Raw genomic sequence first — 15,314 nt, 5'->3', positions numbered from 1 at the left:
TCCCTCATGGCCGCCGAAGTCACCGCGCACCAGCTGATCGCCAAGCACCGGCCCACGCTCGACCAGGCCCTTGAGGCCATCAGCACGCGCGCGTACTGGTCGCCGCACCCCGAGCACCCCAAGGCCTATGGGGAGAACGGCAGCCTGAGCCTGCCGGAAGGCAAGGCCGCCTTCGAGTCCCTCCTGAACGGCCGCTTCGACCTCGACCAGCCCGGCACGGACGACTGGACGGGCGCGGAAGTCTCCCCCTTCGGCCCGGAGTTGGGCATCACATATCCGCACCCGGACGTGGACACCCTGCTCCCCGCGATGCGCGCGGGCCTGTCCGCCTGGCGCGACGCGGGCGCCGAGGCGCGCGCGGCGGTCTGTCTGGAGATCCTGTCGCGCATCAGCGCCCGCACGCACGAGTTCGCGCACGCGGTCATGCACACCAGTGGCCAGGCCTTCATGATGGCGTTCCAGGCGGGCGGCCCGCACGCCCAGGACCGCGGCCTGGAAGCCGTGGCGTACGCGTACGCCGAGCAGGCCCGCACCCCCGGCACCGCCGAGTGGAACAAGCCGCAGGGCAAGCGCGACCCCCTGGTCCTCACCAAGCGCTTCACCCCGGTCGGCCGCGGCATCGCCCTGCTGATCGGCTGCAACACCTTCCCGACGTGGAACGGCTACCCGGGCCTCTTCGCCTCCCTCGCCACGGGCAACGCGGTCCTGGTCAAGCCCCACCCGCGCGCGGTGCTCCCGCTCGCCCTGACGGTGCGGGTCGCCCGCGAGGTCCTCACCGAGGCGGGCTTCGATCCGAACCTGGTCGCGCTCGCCGCCGAGCGCCCCGGCGAAGGCATCGCCAAGACCCTCGCCGTCCGCCCCGAAGTCAAGATCATTGACTACACGGGCTCCACGGCCTTCGGCGACTGGCTGGAGACCCACGCCCGCCAGGCGCAGGTCTACACGGAGAAGGCGGGGGTCAACACGGTCGTCATCGAGTCGACCGACAACTACAAGGGCATGCTGGCGAACCTCGCCTTCTCCCTGTCGCTGTACAGCGGCCAGATGTGCACGACCCCGCAGAACCTCCTCATCCCGCGCGAGGGCATCGCGACGGACGCGGGCGCCAAGTCGTACGACGAGGTGGTCACGGACCTCGCCGCCGCGGTGAGCGGCCTCCTGGGCGACGACGCCCGGGCCAACGGCATCCTGGGTGCCCTGGTCAACCCGGACGTGAAGGCCCGCCTGGACGCGGCGCCCGGCATCGGTGAAGTCGCCCTGCCCTCGCGGGAGATCGCCAACCCCGAGTTCCCGGACGCCGTGGTGCGCACCCCGGTGATCGTGAAGCTGGACGGCGCGAAGCCGGACGCCGAGGCCGCGTATCTGAGCGAGTGCTTCGGCCCGGTGTCGTTCGCCGTCGCCGTGGACTCCGCGGCGGACGCGGTGGACCTGCTGCGGCGCACGGTGCGCGACAAGGGCGCCATGACCGTCGGCGCGTACACCACCTCCGAGGACGTCACCTCCGCCGTCGAGGAGGCCTGCCTGGAGGAGAGCGCCCAGCTGTCGCTGAACCTGACCGGCGGGGTCTATGTGAACCAGACCGCGGCGTTCTCGGACTTCCACGGCTCCGGCGGCAACCCCGCGGCGAACGCCGCGCTGTGCGACAGCGCCTTCGTGGCCAACCGCTTCCGCGTGGTGGAGATCCGCAAGGAGGCGTGAGCCGGCGGCACCCGGCGCCCGCCGGGCCCGGCAGCGGTCCGCTCGGCCCGGCCCCGGGAGCGGAGGATCAGTCCTCCGCTCCCGGCGGTCCGCCCGCCGGGCCGTGGAGCGACGACCAGTGGAACAGCGTCATGCCGACGCTCGTCGCCAGGTTGTAGCTGGAGACCTGCGGCCGCATCGGCAGGGACACCAAGTGCTCGGCGCGGGCCCGCAGCTCGGGAGAGAGACCGCTGCGCTCGGACCCGAAGGCGAGGACGGCGTCATCGGGGAGCTTGAGCCCCCGGATGTCCTCGCCCTCGGCGTCGAGGGCGAACACCGGGCCCGGGGGCAGCTCGTCGACGTCCAGGCGCTCCACCGCCGTCGCGAAGTGCAGCCCCGCACCGCCACGGACCACCGTGGGGTGCCAGGGATCGAGCGTGCCGGTCGTCACCACACCCGTCGCGCCGAAGCCCGCGGCGAGCCGGATCACCGCCCCCGCGTTGCCGAGGTTGCGCGGATCGTCCAGGACGACGACGGGCGCCGTCCTCGGCCTGCGGGCCAGCACCTCCAGATTGGCGGCGCGCGAGGGACGTACCGCCAGAGCGGCCACCGCGGTGGGGTGCAGCCGGGGGACCAGGGCGCGCAGCGTCGCGTCGTCGGTCTCGGCGAGGAGCCCGTCGAGCGCGTCCGTGACGTCCGGCGCGAGGTCCTTCGCAAGAGCGAGCGCGGCCGCCTTGTCGCTGGTCAGCGCCACCGGGACACGCGCACCGAAGCGCAGCGCGTGCTTCAGCGCGTGAAAGCCGTCAAGCAGCACCGACGTAGCGGCGAGCCCGCGCCACACACGCACCGCGTCCACCGTGCCCGGCCCGCCGCCCTCATCCGTACCGCTCATGCACCGAAGCCTACGCGCGCGTGCTCAGCGCTCCCCTGTGCGCTCCGACCGCCCTGCGGGGCCGTCTGCGGCCCCGCAGGGACGCGGGCAGGGCGGGAGCCCCGGGAGAGGCGGGACAGCGGCAGACGGGCGGACAGCGCCCCACGCGCGCGTGCCGCCCACGTCCCGAGCCGCCGCAGGAACGAGGTCGGCAGGAACACCGCGTCGGCCGCGATCATCGCGAGCGAGAAGAACGGCAGGCCGAGGACCACCGCGATGACGGCGTGCTCACAGATCATCAGCGTCAACAGCACGTTCTTGACGCGCCGGTTGAGCAGCGTGAACGGAAAGGCGACCTGCACGATGACCGTCCCGTAGGTGATGATCATGATCATCACGCCGTGCGAGGACAGCAGCTCCGACAGCGCGGGCCAGGGCGAGAAGTAGTCCAGGTTCAGCGGGTAGTAGACCGCCGTCCCGTCCTGCCAACGGCTGCCCTGGATCTTGTACCAGCCCGCCGTCGCGTAGATCAGACACGCCTCGACCATGATCACGAGCAGGGCCGCGTTGTGCACGAGGTTGGCCACGACGTCGAGCAGCAGGCGCTGCGGCCCGCGCGGGGCGTGCCGCCCGGCGGCCCACCACAGGCCCTGGGACGCCCACAGCCCCCAGAAGAGCACCAGCCAGAACCAGCCGAGCTCACCCATGCCCGTCACGAGAGCCAGCGCGAGCCCGAGCACCCCCCACAGCGCGGGACCGACCCGGTCCCCGCCCTCCGCACGCGCGCGTGTCCGTCGTCGCGCGTCCAGGGACCACACCTGGCCGCAGCGCGTGAACACCAGGTAGATCGCCATCAGATGGATGACGTTGTCGCCGCCGTCCCCCATGAAGATGCTGCGGTTCTGGAGCGAGAGGACACCGATCATGAAGAGCACGGACATGGTCCGCGTACGCCATCCCAGCAGCAGCAGCGCGCTGGTCAGCATGGCGAAGCCGTAGACGAGCTGGAACCAGAGCTGCGCGTCGGACCACATGAGCACCGTGAAGGCGTCGTTCTCGGCGATCACCTGGCGTGCCATGTCCCAGCCCCACGGGCCGTCGGGCCCGTACAGCTCGTTCCGGTGCGGCAGTTCGCGCAGCAGGAACAGCAGCCATGTCGCCGCGAAGCCGATGCGGACGACCGCGCTCTGGTACGGGCCGAGGGCCTGCGCGGTGACGCGCTGGAGCCCCCGCGCGAGCGGTTCGAGACGCGGCACGTGACGCTCCTTCGGACGGCTCACCGGGCACCACTCCCCTCGGCGACGTCCCGCCTCGCGCGCGTGCCGTCGGCCAGGGGCAGGTCGTCCGGGGTCACCGACCACCACGGCAGCAACCGGAGGACCGGTTCGGCGTTGTTCTTCTCGTCGCTCCACTTCGGCGGCCGCACACCCGTCGTCCGCGATCGGACCTGCACCTGGTCGATCGCCTCACCGCGCGCGAGCGGCTCGTGGCGGTCGATGCGCAGCAGCACGATGCGGCGGACGTAGCGCTCGGAGATCTCGCCGCGCAGACCGGTGGGACGATTCTGCGCGTCGTGCGTGGACACGAAGAAGTCCCAGGCCCGGCGCAGTTCGTTCTGCTGGGTGTGGCTCGGCAGGAGGTTGTGGTCGATGGCCGCGCCGTCCTGCGCCGACAGGTCGTACCAGCGGGTGACCCGGCGGCCGCCGTCCGCGGTACGCAGCTGCGCGCGGGCCTGCACCGCGACGTTCTGCTGCAGCGGATTGGGCGCGAACAGCTTCCAGTTCTGCTCGAACTCCGGGTACACCCAGTCGTAGATCTTCTTGCCGTGCTCCTTGCTCACCGTGTTCGCCGGGGCGACGTGCAGGAACAACATCCCCAGGTGCACGCAGACGGTGACGACGATCAACGCGAGCGCGAAGGCGGCGGCGAGCTGGTAGCCACGGGGGAGACCGGCGATTCCCGTGGGCAGGCCGGGACCGGAGCCGCGGCCGGAGCCGGTGGGCGGTTCGGGCAGGGGACCATCGGTGGCCCCGTGAGCCCTATCCCTCACGGATGCCCCACCTACACCGGTGGTCTCGGCGGCCCCGACAGCCTTGACCGCCCCGGCAGCCTTGCCCGGCCCGACAGCCTCGCCCGTCCCGGACAGCTCCTCCACCGCAGGCACCCCGTGGCCCTCTTGTGCCTCCTGCATCCCGGAGGCCTGTTCAGTCCCACCCGACGCTGAAGGCGCAACGGCCTCGTCCGGCGCGGAAGGCCCGTCGGGCCCGTCGGCCCCGTCCGGCACAGAGGACCCGTCAGGCCCGACAGGCCCGTCCCGCGGGCCCTTGTCGTAGGCGTCCATTCCGTCCCGTTTCCCGTTCCCGCACCGAACCCTGCCGCCGGAACCGTACTCAGGCCTGCCCGTCAGGCACAGCGGCACGGAGGTTATCCACAGGGTTGACACCTTATGGCGAGGCGCCGCACCATTGAATTCCGGCGGACCGAACGATCGGTCGGGAGACCGCCGGAGGACGCAGAGACTGCCCGAGGTCGAGGGGGACCGAGATGGCGACAGCGCACAAGGCGCCCGACGCGGCGAAGGACAGGGCTGCGCCCGGCCCCGCGGCCGCCGACGTGGGGCCGGACACCACCGAGCTCGAGTCCCTCTTCGACGCCGCCGTGGCGGCCGACGAGCGCATCGAGCCCCGCGACTGGATGCCCGACGCCTATCGCGCGACGCTCGTGCGCCAGATCGCGCAGCACGCCCACTCCGAGATCATCGGCATGCAGCCGGAGGCGAACTGGATCACGCGCGCCCCGTCGCTGCGCCGCAAGGCGATCCTGATGGCCAAGGTCCAGGACGAGGCGGGCCACGGCCTGTATCTGTACAGCGCGGCGGAGACGCTCGGCGTCAGCCGCGACGAGCTGCTCGACAAGCTGCACTCGGGCCGCCAGAAGTACTCATCGATCTTCAACTACCCCACGCTGACATGGGCGGACGTAGGCGCCATCGGCTGGCTCGTCGACGGCGCGGCGATCACCAACCAAGTCCCCCTGTGCCGCTGCTCGTACGGCCCGTACGCACGCGCGATGGTCCGCGTCTGCAAGGAAGAGTCGTTCCACCAGCGCCAGGGGTACGAACTGCTGCTGGCTCTCAGCCGCGGCACCCCCGAGCAGCACGCCATGGCCCAGGACGCCGTGGACCGCTGGTGGTGGCCGTCCCTGATGATGTTCGGCCCCCCGGACGCCGAGTCGTCGCACTCCGAGCAGTCCATGACCTGGAAGATCAAGCGCCACTCGAACGACGAGCTGCGGCAGCGCTTCGTGGACATCTGCGTCCCCCAGGCCGAGTCCCTCGGCCTCACCCTGCCCGACCCCGACCTGCGGTGGGACGAGGAGCGGGGGCACCACACGTTCGGCCCCATCGACTGGAGCGAGTTCTGGTCGGTCCTCAAGGGCAACGGCCCGTGCAATGAGGAGCGCATCACCCAGCGCAGGCGCGCCCACGAGGAAGGCGCCTGGGTGCGCGAAGCCGCGGCGGCGTATGCCGCCAAGCACAGCGACCACGACAAGGACCGCCGCCCCGCGGCGCTCGGCACCCCCGCGGAGGCGACCGCATGAGCAGCTCGACCGAATGGCCCCTGTGGGAAGTGTTCGTGCGCTCGCGCCGCGGCCTCTCGCACACCCACGCGGGCAGCCTGCACGCCCCGGACGCCGACATGGCCCTGCGCAACGCCCGTGATCTGTACACCCGCAGAAGCGAAGGCGTCTCCATCTGGGTCGTGCCCTCCGCCGAGATCACCGCGTCGTCCCCGGACGAGAAGGACTCCTTCTTCGATCCGGCCGCCGACAAGCCGTACCGCCACCCGACGTTCTACGACATCCCGGAAGGAGTGAAGCACCTGTGACCACGACCCCCCGCACCGCCGGCATCGCGGCCCTCGCCCTCGGCGACGACGCGCTGGTGCTCTCGCACCGCCTGGGAGAGTGGGCGGGTCACGCCCCCGTCCTCGAAGAAGAGGTCGCCCTGGCGAACATCGCCCTGGACCTCCTCGGCCAGGCCCGCATCCTGCTGTCCCTCGCGGGCGACGAGGACGAGCTGGCGTTCCTGCGCGAGGAGCGCGCCTTCCGCAACGCCCAGCTGGTCGAGCAGCCCAATGGCGACTTCGCCCACACCATCGCCCGCCAGCTCTACTTCTCCGTCTACCAGAACCTGCTGTACACCCAGCTGGCCACCACGGACAGCGAGTTGGCCCCCCTGGCCGCGAAGGCCGCCAAGGAAGTGGCCTACCACCAGGACCACGCCGAGCAGTGGACGCTCCGGCTCGGCGACGGCACGGCGGAGAGCCACCAGCGGATGCAGCGCGGCCTGGACGCCCTGTGGCGGTTCACGGGAGAGCTGTTCCAGCCGGTGCCCGGCCTGGACATCGCCTGGCAGACGCTGCGCGAGCAGTGGACCGCCACGGTCACCGGAGTCATCGAGAAGGCCACGCTCACCGTCCCGGAGGGCCCGCAGAGCGGGGCCTGGACAGCGGGCGCGGGGCGCGAGGGCCTGCACACGGAGCCGTTCGGCCGGATGCTCGCCGAAATGCAGCACCTGCACCGCAGCCACCCGGGGGCGTCATGGTGAGCGTCGCGCCCACCGCCCTCGAGGAGCGCCTGCTCGCCCTGGCGGGTTCGGTGCCCGACCCCGAGCTGCCCGTCCTGACCCTCGCCGAGCTCGGCGTGGTCCGTGCCGTCCGCGCCAGCGGCCCCGGCCGGGTCGAGGTCGAGCTGACGCCGACGTACACCGGCTGCCCCGCGATCGAGGCCATGTCCGCCGACATAGAGCAGATCCTCCACGAGCACGGCGTGGCCGACGTCCAGGTGCGCACGGTGCTCTCCCCTGCCTGGTCCACGGACGACATCAGTGCCGAAGGCCGCCGCAAGCTCGCCGAGTTCGGCATCGCCCCGCCTCGCCCGCACGCCGCCGAAGGGCCCGTGCCGCTCACCCTCGCCGTGCGCTGCCCGCACTGCGGCTCCACCGACACCGAGCTGCTCAGCCGCTTCTCGTCCACGGCCTGCAAGGCACTGCGCCGCTGCGTGGCCTGCCGCGAACCCTTCGACCACTTCAAGGAGCTGTGATGGCGCGCTTCCACCAGCTGCGCGTAGCGGCCGTCGAGCAGCTCACCGACGACTCCGTGGCCCTGACCTTCGACGTCCCCCCGGACCTGCGCGAGGACTACCGCTACACCCCGGGCCAGCACCTCGCCCTCCGCCGCGTCGTCGACGGTGTGGAGATCCGGCGGACCTACTCGATCTGCTCCCCGGCACCCGCTCCCCAGCAGGCCGGGGCCCCCGGCACGTTGCGGGTCGGCGTGCGCGTGGTGGACGGCGGCGCTTTCTCGACGTACGCGCACAAGGAAATAGCCGTGGACGACGAGCTGGAGGTGATGACCCCCGCGGGCCGCTTCACCCTGGACCCCGCCCCCGGCCGGTACGCGGCGGTGGTCGGCGGCAGCGGCATCACCCCGGTCCTCTCCATCGTCACCACGCTCCTGGAGCGGGAACCGCGCGCCCAGTTCTGCCTCATCCGAAGCGACCGCACCACGGCGTCCACGATGTTCCTCGAGGAGGTCGCCGACCTCAAGGACCGCTGGCCGGACCGGTTCCAGCTGGTGACGGTGCTCTCCCGCGAGGAGCAGCAGGCCGGGCTCGCCTCCGGGCGGCTCGACCAGGAGCGGCTCGCGGCCCTGCTGCCCGCGCTGCTCGCGGTGCCCGAGGTCGACGGCTGGTTCCTGTGCGGCCCGTACGGCCTGGTGCAGAGCGCGGAGCGGACCCTGCGGTCCCTCGGCGTGGACCGGCGCCGCATCCACGAGGAGATATTCCACGTCGACGACGCCCCCACGGCAGCCGCGACCGTGCCGGTGCGCGAGCACAGCACCGTCACCGTGACCCTCGACGGCCGCTCCGGCACCTGGCCGGTGCAGGCGGGGGAGACGCTCCTCGACACGGTGCTGCGCAACCGCGCGGACGCGCCGTTCGCCTGCAAGGGAGGAGTCTGCGGCACCTGCCGGGCCTTCAAGGTCTCCGGCGACGTCCGCATGGACCGGAACTTCGCCCTGGAGCCGGAGGAGACCGAGGCCGGGTACGTCCTGGCCTGCCAGTCCCATCCGACCACGGACAAGGTGGAGCTGGACTTCGACCGCTGAGCCGACCGCCGCCGCGCCGGTGCGCCCGCCACTGGGGCAGCACCTGTTCCCATCCGCTAGAACCTGTTCTATCTTGACGACCCGTCAGAAACGGTGGCGGAGCGAACGGACACGACCAGGCCGGCGCGCGCGGGAGGACGAACAGTGGACTTCACCTTCACCGAGGAGCAGCAGGCAGCGCTGGAAGCGGCCCAGGCGGTCTTCGCCGACGTCGCACCCGACGGCGTGCCCAGCCCCTCCCTCACCCCCGGGGCCGTCGCCGACGACTTCGACCGCGCCCTGTGGGCCAAGCTCGCCGAGGCCGATCTGCTCAGCCTGCTCCTCGCCCCCGAGTACGGCGGCTCCGGCCTCGACGCCATCGCGCTCTGCCTCGTCCTGCGCGAATCAGCGAAGGTACTCGCCCGCGTCCCGCTCCTGGAGTCCAGCGCGGCCGCGTATGCCGTACAGACCTACGGCAGCGCCGAGTTGAAGCAGCGGCTCCTCGCACGGGCCGCCCGGGGCGAAGCCGTCCTGACCGTGGCCGCGCACGGCCGCACCGGACACGACGGGGCCGAGCTCGCCGTCACCGCGCGGCCCGACGGGGCCGACTGGCTCCTCGACGGCGTCCAGACCGCCGTGGCCTGGGCGCACACCACCGACTTCACCCTCGTACCGGCCACCGCACCGGAAGGCCGCACCGTCCTCGCCGTCGTCTCCCGCGCAGCCCCGGGCCTGAGCCTCGCCGAGCAGATCTCCACCAGCGGCGAACGCCTCGGCGAACTGCACCTGGACTCCGTGCGCGTGCCCGAATCCGACCTCATCACCACTGACGGGGCCTGGGACTTCCTACGTGATCTGCTCACCACCGGCACCTGCGCGCTCGCGCTCGGCCTCGGCACCAGGGTGCTGCGCATGACCAGCGAATACGCCGGAAAGCGCGAGCAGTTCGGCCACCCCATCGCCACGTTCCAGGCCGTCGCGGTCCAGGCCGCCGACCGCTACATCGACCTGCGCGCGATGGAAGCGACCCTCTGGCAGGCCGCCTGGCGCCTCAGCACACCGGACCGCACGGCCCCCGGCGACGGGCTGCTCCCTGTCGCCGCCGACATCGCGGTCGCCAAGACCTGGGCCTCGGACGGCGTACGCCGCGTCGTCCAGACCGCCCAACACCTGCACGGCGGCTTCGGCGCCGACACCGATTACCCCCTGCACCGCTACCACGCCTGGGCCAAGCACCTGGAGCTCTCCCTCGGCCCTGCGGCAGCCCACGAGGAAGCACTGGGCGAGGTACTCGCCGCCCACGCCCTCGGCTGAGCCGACACGCGACAGCGGCCGGGGCCCGCCGACGGGGCGCGGGCCCGCGCGGCAAGGGCAGCGGTGGCGGTGGCGCCCTAGATCACGCGGTGGCGCCCTAGATCACAGTGCCCGGCTGACCCTTGTCGTCGACGACGGGCTTGCCGGAGGCCTCCCAGACCTGCATGCCACCGTCCACGTTGGCCGCGTCGATGCCCTGCTGGGCGAGGTACATCGTCACCTGTGCCGAACGGCCCCCGGACCGGCAGATCACGTTCACCCTGCCGTCCTGCGGCGCCGCCTCGGTCAACTCCCCGAAACGGGACACGAATTCACTCATCGGAATGTGCAGCGCATCCGCCGCGTGGCCAGCCTGCCACTCATCGTCCTCACGGACGTCGAGCAGGAAGTCGCCGTCCGAGAGATCAGCGACTGTGACCGTGGGCACACCAGAACCGAATTCCATGCCACCGACGCTACCCGACCCCCGCGCCACGGCCCCGCCCGACCGCCCACAGCCGACGGGCCATCGCAGAAACCCGGCCGCCGCCGCTCACGTCGAGGTCAGCCGCTCCAGTTCCGCCTCACGCTCCGCGACCTGCGCGAGCAGCTGCTCGGCGATCTCCTCGAGCAGCCGGTCGGGGTCGTCGGGCGCCAGCTTCAGCATCGCGCCGATCGCACTCTCCTCCAGCTCCCGCGCGACCACCGAAAGGAGCTCCTTGCGCTGCGCGAGCCACTCGAGCCGGACGTACAGCTCCTCGCTGGGGCTGGGCCGCTGCTCCTCGGGCACCGGCCCCGCCTCCCACTCCTCGAGGAGCTCCCGCAGCAACGCCTCGTCACCACGGCCGTACGCCGCGTTCACCCGGGCGATGAACCCGTCACGCCGCTCCCGCTCCTGCTCGTCCTGCGCGAGATCGGGGTGCGCCTTGCGCGCCAGCTCGCGGTAGAGCTTGCGGGCCTCGTCGCTCGGCCGCACCCGCTGCGGCGGCCGCACCGACTGATCGGTCAGCATCGCGGCGGCCTCGGGCGGCAGCCCGTCACCGTCCATCCAGCCGTGGAACAGCTCCTCGACCCCCGGCATCGGCAGCACCCGCGCCCGCGCCTCATCGGCCTTGCGCCGGTCCTCCGGATCACCGGACCGCGCCGCCACCGCCTCGGCGATCTGCGCGTCCAGCTCGTCGAGGCGCGCGTACATCGGGCCGAGCCGCTGGTGATGCAGCCGGGAGAAGTTCTCCACCTCGACCCGGAACGTCTCCACCGCGATCTCGTACTCGATCAACGCCTGCTCGGCCGCCCGCACAGCCCTCTCAAGCCGCTCCTCGGGCCGCGCACCGCCCTCGGGCGGCGCGCCCTCCGGCGTCTCGTCCTGCACCTGCTCGGCTTCCGGGCTCGTCACCAGGCCAGCGTAGGCCACACCCGGAGCAGACCCCCGCCCAGAGCCCCCGCCTCCGGGCCGGCCGGGCCCTGGCGCGGCCGATCACAGAAGTCCCAGTCCTCGGACGCGAGATCGGACGCGACGAGCATCAGCACGTCGATGAACACCGCGGTGGCGCCATGGGACAGGTCCAGGTCGTAGCTGCCACCCGAGAAGACGTTGCTCACCGACCTATGATGCGATCCCGGCCCTCCACCTGCTTGGAGAAGACGCATGAGGGATGCGAGCACCGGCAAGGTCGTCGTGAACAGGGCGATGTCCCTGGACGGCTTCATCGCCGGTCCCGGCCACACGATGGACTGGATCTTCGAGCACATGACGTCGGCGACGTTCCCGGAGGTCATGGCGGCCACCGGCGCCATGCTCGTCGGCCGGGGCACGTACGAGGTCGGCAAGCGCATGTCCGACGAGAACACCGGCTACGACGGCGGGCCGCAGTTCGTCCTCACCCACCGCCCGCCCGACGAGCCGGATCCCCACGTCACCTTCCTCACCTGCGACATCGAGGAGGCCGTGGCCACGGCACGCCGCGCCGCCGGCGACCAGAACCTGGAGATCCTCGGCGCCGACGTGGCCGCCCAGTGCCTACAGCGCGGCCTCGTCGACGAGATCCTGGTGTACGTGCTGCCGGTGCTGCTCGGCGACGGCGTCCGCTTCACACCGCCGGGCCTCGGCCGGATCGACCTGGAGCCCTTCAGCAACGTCCAGTCGGGCGGGGTCACCATGCTGCGCTTCCACGTGCACAAGTAACGGTCGCAGCCAGGGCCTGTCCGCCGCGTCAGCCACCACAGTCACGGACATGCCCTCGATTACGGACGTGCCCTCACCCCGCCGACCCCTCAGACCCCTGCCTCAGCAGCTACCCGCCCCTCGCGTACGGCAGCGACAAGTCGGGCGTGGTCCGCCTCTGTGCGGTCGGCGTACGTCATCGCGAAGTCGGCCATCGCCTCGTCCAGTTCGGCGTTCTTGCCGCAGTATCCGGATATGAGCCGGGGGTCCGCGCTGTGGGCGTGGGCGCGGGCCAGCAGGGCTCCGGTCATGCGGCCGTAGTCGTCCAGCTGGTCGGCGGCGAGCGCGGCCGGGTCGACGCTGCCCTTGCGGTTCCTGAACTGCCGTACCTGGTAGGGGCGTCCGGCGATCGTGGTCCAGCCGAGCAGGAAGTCACTGACGACCTGCATCCGCTTCTGGCCCAGCACCACGCGCCGGCCCTCGTGGACGGCTTCCTGTTCCTTGAACCCGGCCGTCGGCAGGTGCGGCAGCAGCGCCGAGGGGCACGCCTCCTTGACCTGGAGGACGAGCGGCTCGCCCCGGTGGTCCAGGAGCAGCACCACATAGGAGCGCAGCCCGACGCTTCCCGTGCCGACGACGCGGAACGCCACGTCCTGGATCGCATAGCGCGCGAGCAGGGGGAGCCGGTCCGCCGACAGCGTGCTCCGGTACTCGCCAAGGGCCAGGGCCACCGCCGCGGCCTCGGCGTCCGGTATGCGGCGCAGGACCGGAGGCGCGTCGACGAAGCGCCTCGGTGTGACGCCGCCGTGGTCGTCCCCGGCGGTGGGGACGGGCTCGGTCGACTTGGCCGCGAAGCGGGCGCTCGTGTTCTGCCGGGCCTTCTCCGAGACCCGGTCGAGGGTGCCGAGCAGGTCGCGTGCGTCGGTGTGGGAGACCAGTTCCTCATCGGCTATCGCGTTCCACGCGTCGAGGACCGGGAGTTTGGCGAGCAGCCGCATCGTGCGGCGGTATGCGCCGACGGCGTCGTGGGCGGCTTCCTTGCAGGTGTCCTCGGTGGCACCCGCCTCGCGGCCCGCGAGGACGAGGGAGGTGGCCAGGCGTTTGACGTCCCACTCCCAGGGGCCGTGCACGGTCTCGTCGAAGTCGTTCAGGTCGATGATGAGGCCGCCGCGGGCGTCTCCGTAGAGCCCGAAGTTGGCCGCGTGGGCGTCGCCGCAGATCTGTGCGCCGATGCCGGTGGTGGGGGTGCGCGCGAGGTCGTACGCCATGAGTCCGGCGGCGCCGCGCAGGAAGGCGAAGGGGGTCGCGGCCATCCTGCCGGTGCGGATGGGGGTGAGCTCGGGGATCCGGCCCTTGTTGGTCTCGGCCAGGACGGCGAGGGGGTCGGGGCGGTGGTCGTCCTCGGCGTACTCCGCGTGTGCGGAGCGCGGGACGCGGGTGCGCAGGGCCTTGCCTTCCTGCTTGGGCCGCGGGTGGTGGCCCGCACCGTGCGCGGGCAGGCGGGCGAATCCGTCCACGTGCGGCAGCCGCCGGGCACCTTCGGGCCCCCGCGGCCCCGGCACCACCGCACCGGCACCCGCACCCACACCCACACCCACGTCGGCACCAGCACCAGCACCAGCACCAGCACCAGCACCAGTGGCCAACGCTCCCCTGCCACCGCCCGGCACCCCGTGCTCGCCCGCGCCCGCGCCACCGCCGAGCGACCCGCCCATGCCGGATGTGTCAGTTGTCTCAGTCACGGCCATCGCCCCCCGAATTCCGGCGTCCGCGTGGCCACGTCGGCGCGTGCGCCCCGTCCGGGGCGAAGCCGTCGCGCGGCGTCGCGAACATCAACTGGCTTCGACCGTACCGCCGCGAGCGAATCCTCGTCACAGCCTGTGGATAACTTCCGTCCGGCGCTCACACGAGCCGCCGCCGTGACATACGTCACCACCCCGAAAGGGAGGGGTCGCCCCGGCGGACTCGGCGGCAAGGGGGGCGGCCGATCGCACGCACCGGGCACCGACCGGAGTGACCTCCAGCACAGTCCGACCTCGGCGGCCCGGCCGCCGGGTCAGGCCCACCGAGTCAGGCCCACAGCCCGACCCCAGCACCGCGCCCCAGCCTCAACCCGCCCCCGGCCCGGCACGCGGACCCCGGGCCCCGGCACAAGTCCGGGAAAAACAGAAAGACCCCAGATGAACTGGGGTCTTCACTGGTGCGCGAGGGGGGAGTTGAACCCCCACGCCCTTTCGGGCACTGGAACCTGAATCCAGCGCGTCTGCCTATTCCGCCACCCGCGCATGGGTGTTGTCTTTGGGTCTCTCACTGTGTGGTGCGAGCGCCTTCCGACATGCAGAAGATTAGCACGCTGCGGAGGGTGGATTCACATCCGTATGTGCGAGCACCTGCCCGACAGGGGCGAGCACCCGCACGACGCCCCCGCGACCGCCCCCGCCGCCCACCAGCCCGGCGACCCGCACACCCGCCGCCGGGCCGCCCCGCACTTCCACTCCCCGGCCGACCTGCGCATCCACCACCGGGCCGACCGGCGAACCACTGCTGAACAGCACCCCGCCCCTCCGGCCCACACGGCCCCCGACCCCACACCCCGGCACCGCCTCCAGCACCGCCCCACGCACCGCCCCAGGCACACGGCACCGCAACCCAGCCCCCCTCCAGCCCCCGCCAGACACCCTGAGTCACACCACAGCCGTCACACAGCCCGGCCGCGCGGGCCAACATCACCCCGGCGACTCCCGCCCCCGACGCAACCGAGCCGCCCGTCAAGTCCTCCTCCAGAGTCGACAGCCACGTACGGGACACTGTCTTGAGAGCCCCTCTACGATCCCTGGTAAAGAGGAACCCCGGCCCGGTCCGTAAAGGCACCGGATGTCCGCCACGGACATGGGCGGGCACCTGGAAGGGAACTCGGCGGGAACGCCGGGCCCCGACGGACGCCCGACGGGTCGGCAACGCGCCCCGCCGGGCTCGGGCCCCGGTCCGTCCGGCCACGCGAGGCCGGACGGAAGCGACCGCGGACGCACCTCGGCGCGGGCCGACAAGGACCGCGGCAGGCGGCGGCAGGCGGCGGCAGGCAGGGGACGACCGAAGAAGGAAGGGCTGGAGGCGAGGGCGGAGCGAGACGAGGCGACACGGAGCGAGCAGCGAGTGCGGC

The 15,314-nt window shown here is 72.1% G+C and carries 15 protein-coding genes and 1 tRNA gene; 8 read left to right on the top strand and 8 right to left on the bottom strand.

Annotation, left to right across the window (positions count from 1 at the left end; genetic code table 11):
* Window positions 1–6 precede the first annotated feature (6 nt).
* On the top strand, window positions 7–1,698 hold the full coding sequence (paaN, locus tag C9F11_RS21680) for a phenylacetic acid degradation protein PaaN (RefSeq protein ID WP_138960832.1): 1,692 nt from the start codon (window positions 7–9) through the stop codon (window positions 1,696–1,698).
* Window positions 1,699–1,765: 67 nt separating this feature from the next.
* Here the strand turns inward: paaN and C9F11_RS21675 are convergent, their stop codons facing one another.
* The 3 genes from C9F11_RS21675 to C9F11_RS21665 are packed head-to-tail and all read right to left on the bottom strand — an operon-like array spanning window position 1,766 to window position 4,739.
* Window positions 1,766–2,569, bottom strand: coding sequence for a TrmH family RNA methyltransferase (locus C9F11_RS21675; RefSeq protein WP_138960831.1), 804 nt, complete (start codon window positions 2,567–2,569; stop codon window positions 1,766–1,768).
* The gene (locus C9F11_RS21670) at window positions 2,566–3,804 is read right to left on the bottom strand and encodes an HTTM domain-containing protein (protein WP_249401827.1); all 1,239 of its coding nucleotides are present in this window, start codon (window positions 3,802–3,804) and stop codon (window positions 2,566–2,568) included. Before C9F11_RS21670 ends, C9F11_RS21675 begins: the two co-directional genes overlap by 4 nt.
* Window positions 3,805–3,824: 20 nt before the next feature.
* On the bottom strand, window positions 3,825–4,739 hold the full coding sequence (locus C9F11_RS21665) for a DUF5819 family protein (RefSeq protein WP_346347324.1): 915 nt from the start codon (window positions 4,737–4,739) through the stop codon (window positions 3,825–3,827).
* A gap of 353 nt (window positions 4,740–5,092) precedes the next feature.
* On the opposite strand from C9F11_RS21665, the gene paaA reads away from it, so the two are divergent.
* From paaA to C9F11_RS21635, 6 genes are all read left to right on the top strand, one after another.
* Window positions 5,093–6,148: a 1,2-phenylacetyl-CoA epoxidase subunit PaaA gene (gene paaA / locus C9F11_RS21660; protein ID WP_138960828.1), complete on the top strand. Its 1,056-nt coding sequence runs from the start codon at window positions 5,093–5,095 to the stop codon at window positions 6,146–6,148.
* Window positions 6,145–6,435: a 1,2-phenylacetyl-CoA epoxidase subunit PaaB gene (gene paaB / locus C9F11_RS21655; protein ID WP_138960827.1), complete on the top strand. Its 291-nt coding sequence runs from the start codon at window positions 6,145–6,147 to the stop codon at window positions 6,433–6,435. The genes paaA and paaB overlap by 4 nt, the downstream gene beginning before the upstream one ends.
* Complete coding sequence (paaC, locus tag C9F11_RS21650; protein WP_138960826.1) at window positions 6,432–7,157, top strand: 1,2-phenylacetyl-CoA epoxidase subunit PaaC; 726 nt, start codon at window positions 6,432–6,434, stop codon at window positions 7,155–7,157. Before paaB ends, paaC begins: the two co-directional genes overlap by 4 nt.
* Window positions 7,151–7,651, top strand: a complete 501-nt coding sequence (gene paaD / locus C9F11_RS21645) for a 1,2-phenylacetyl-CoA epoxidase subunit PaaD (RefSeq protein ID WP_138960825.1) — start codon at window positions 7,151–7,153, stop codon at window positions 7,649–7,651. The genes paaC and paaD overlap by 7 nt, the downstream gene beginning before the upstream one ends.
* Window positions 7,651–8,718, top strand: a complete 1,068-nt coding sequence (paaE, locus tag C9F11_RS21640; protein WP_138960824.1) for a 1,2-phenylacetyl-CoA epoxidase subunit PaaE — start codon at window positions 7,651–7,653, stop codon at window positions 8,716–8,718. Before paaD ends, paaE begins: the two co-directional genes overlap by 1 nt.
* Before the next feature lie 144 nt (window positions 8,719–8,862).
* Window positions 8,863–10,011, top strand: a complete 1,149-nt coding sequence (locus C9F11_RS21635) for an acyl-CoA dehydrogenase family protein (RefSeq protein ID WP_138960823.1) — start codon at window positions 8,863–8,865, stop codon at window positions 10,009–10,011.
* A 97-nt stretch (window positions 10,012–10,108) separates the two neighbouring features.
* Here the strand turns inward: C9F11_RS21635 and C9F11_RS21630 are convergent, their stop codons facing one another.
* From C9F11_RS21630 to C9F11_RS21620, 3 genes are all read right to left on the bottom strand, one after another.
* Entirely contained in the window at window positions 10,109–10,438 is a 330-nt protein-coding gene (locus C9F11_RS21630) for a rhodanese-like domain-containing protein (protein WP_138966823.1), read from the bottom strand.
* A gap of 105 nt (window positions 10,439–10,543) precedes the next feature.
* Window positions 10,544–11,362: a hypothetical protein gene (locus C9F11_RS21625; protein WP_249402210.1), complete on the bottom strand. Its 819-nt coding sequence runs from the start codon at window positions 11,360–11,362 to the stop codon at window positions 10,544–10,546.
* 20 nt (window positions 11,363–11,382) lie between these two features.
* On the bottom strand, window positions 11,383–11,592 hold the full coding sequence (locus C9F11_RS21620) for a hypothetical protein (RefSeq protein WP_138960821.1): 210 nt from the start codon (window positions 11,590–11,592) through the stop codon (window positions 11,383–11,385).
* A 46-nt stretch (window positions 11,593–11,638) separates the two neighbouring features.
* Here C9F11_RS21620 and C9F11_RS21615 point away from each other — a divergent pair, with 46 nt between their 5' ends.
* On the top strand, window positions 11,639–12,175 hold the full coding sequence (locus tag C9F11_RS21615) for a dihydrofolate reductase family protein (RefSeq protein ID WP_138960820.1): 537 nt from the start codon (window positions 11,639–11,641) through the stop codon (window positions 12,173–12,175).
* 89 nt (window positions 12,176–12,264) lie between these two features.
* On the opposite strand, the gene C9F11_RS21610 is transcribed toward C9F11_RS21615, so the two are convergent.
* Together C9F11_RS21610 and C9F11_RS21605 are read right to left on the bottom strand one after the other, a co-directional pair.
* The gene (locus C9F11_RS21610) at window positions 12,265–13,680 is read right to left on the bottom strand and encodes a DUF2252 domain-containing protein (protein WP_249402209.1); all 1,416 of its coding nucleotides are present in this window, start codon (window positions 13,678–13,680) and stop codon (window positions 12,265–12,267) included.
* 672 nt (window positions 13,681–14,352) lie between these two features.
* A tRNA-Leu gene (locus tag C9F11_RS21605) sits at window positions 14,353–14,439 on the bottom strand.
* Window positions 14,440–15,314: the final 875 nt, after the last annotated feature.

Origin of the sequence: Streptomyces sp. YIM 121038 (assembly GCF_006088715.1) — a bacterium.
Taxonomy (GTDB): Bacteria; Actinomycetota; Actinomycetes; order Streptomycetales; family Streptomycetaceae; genus Streptomyces.
Note: the sequence above shows the minus strand (reverse complement) of the source record. Positions and strands in the feature narration are given on the sequence as shown.

Excerpts from the sequence above, each read along its gene's own strand:
- paaN (WP_138960832.1), top strand. The coding sequence starts at position 7 with ATGGCCGCCGAAGTCACCGCGCACCAGCTGATCGCCAAGCACCGGCCC.
- C9F11_RS21675 (WP_138960831.1), bottom strand. The coding sequence starts at position 2,569 with ATGAGCGGTACGGATGAGGGCGGCGGGCCGGGCACGGTGGACGCGGTG.
- C9F11_RS21665 (WP_346347324.1), bottom strand. The coding sequence starts at position 4,739 with ATGCAGGAGGCACAAGAGGGCCACGGGGTGCCTGCGGTGGAGGAGCTG.
- paaA (WP_138960828.1), top strand. The coding sequence starts at position 5,093 with ATGGCGACAGCGCACAAGGCGCCCGACGCGGCGAAGGACAGGGCTGCG.
- paaB (WP_138960827.1), top strand. The coding sequence starts at position 6,145 with ATGAGCAGCTCGACCGAATGGCCCCTGTGGGAAGTGTTCGTGCGCTCG.
- paaD (WP_138960825.1), top strand. The coding sequence starts at position 7,151 with ATGGTGAGCGTCGCGCCCACCGCCCTCGAGGAGCGCCTGCTCGCCCTG.
- paaE (WP_138960824.1), top strand. The coding sequence starts at position 7,651 with ATGGCGCGCTTCCACCAGCTGCGCGTAGCGGCCGTCGAGCAGCTCACC.
- C9F11_RS21615 (WP_138960820.1), top strand. The coding sequence starts at position 11,639 with ATGAGGGATGCGAGCACCGGCAAGGTCGTCGTGAACAGGGCGATGTCC.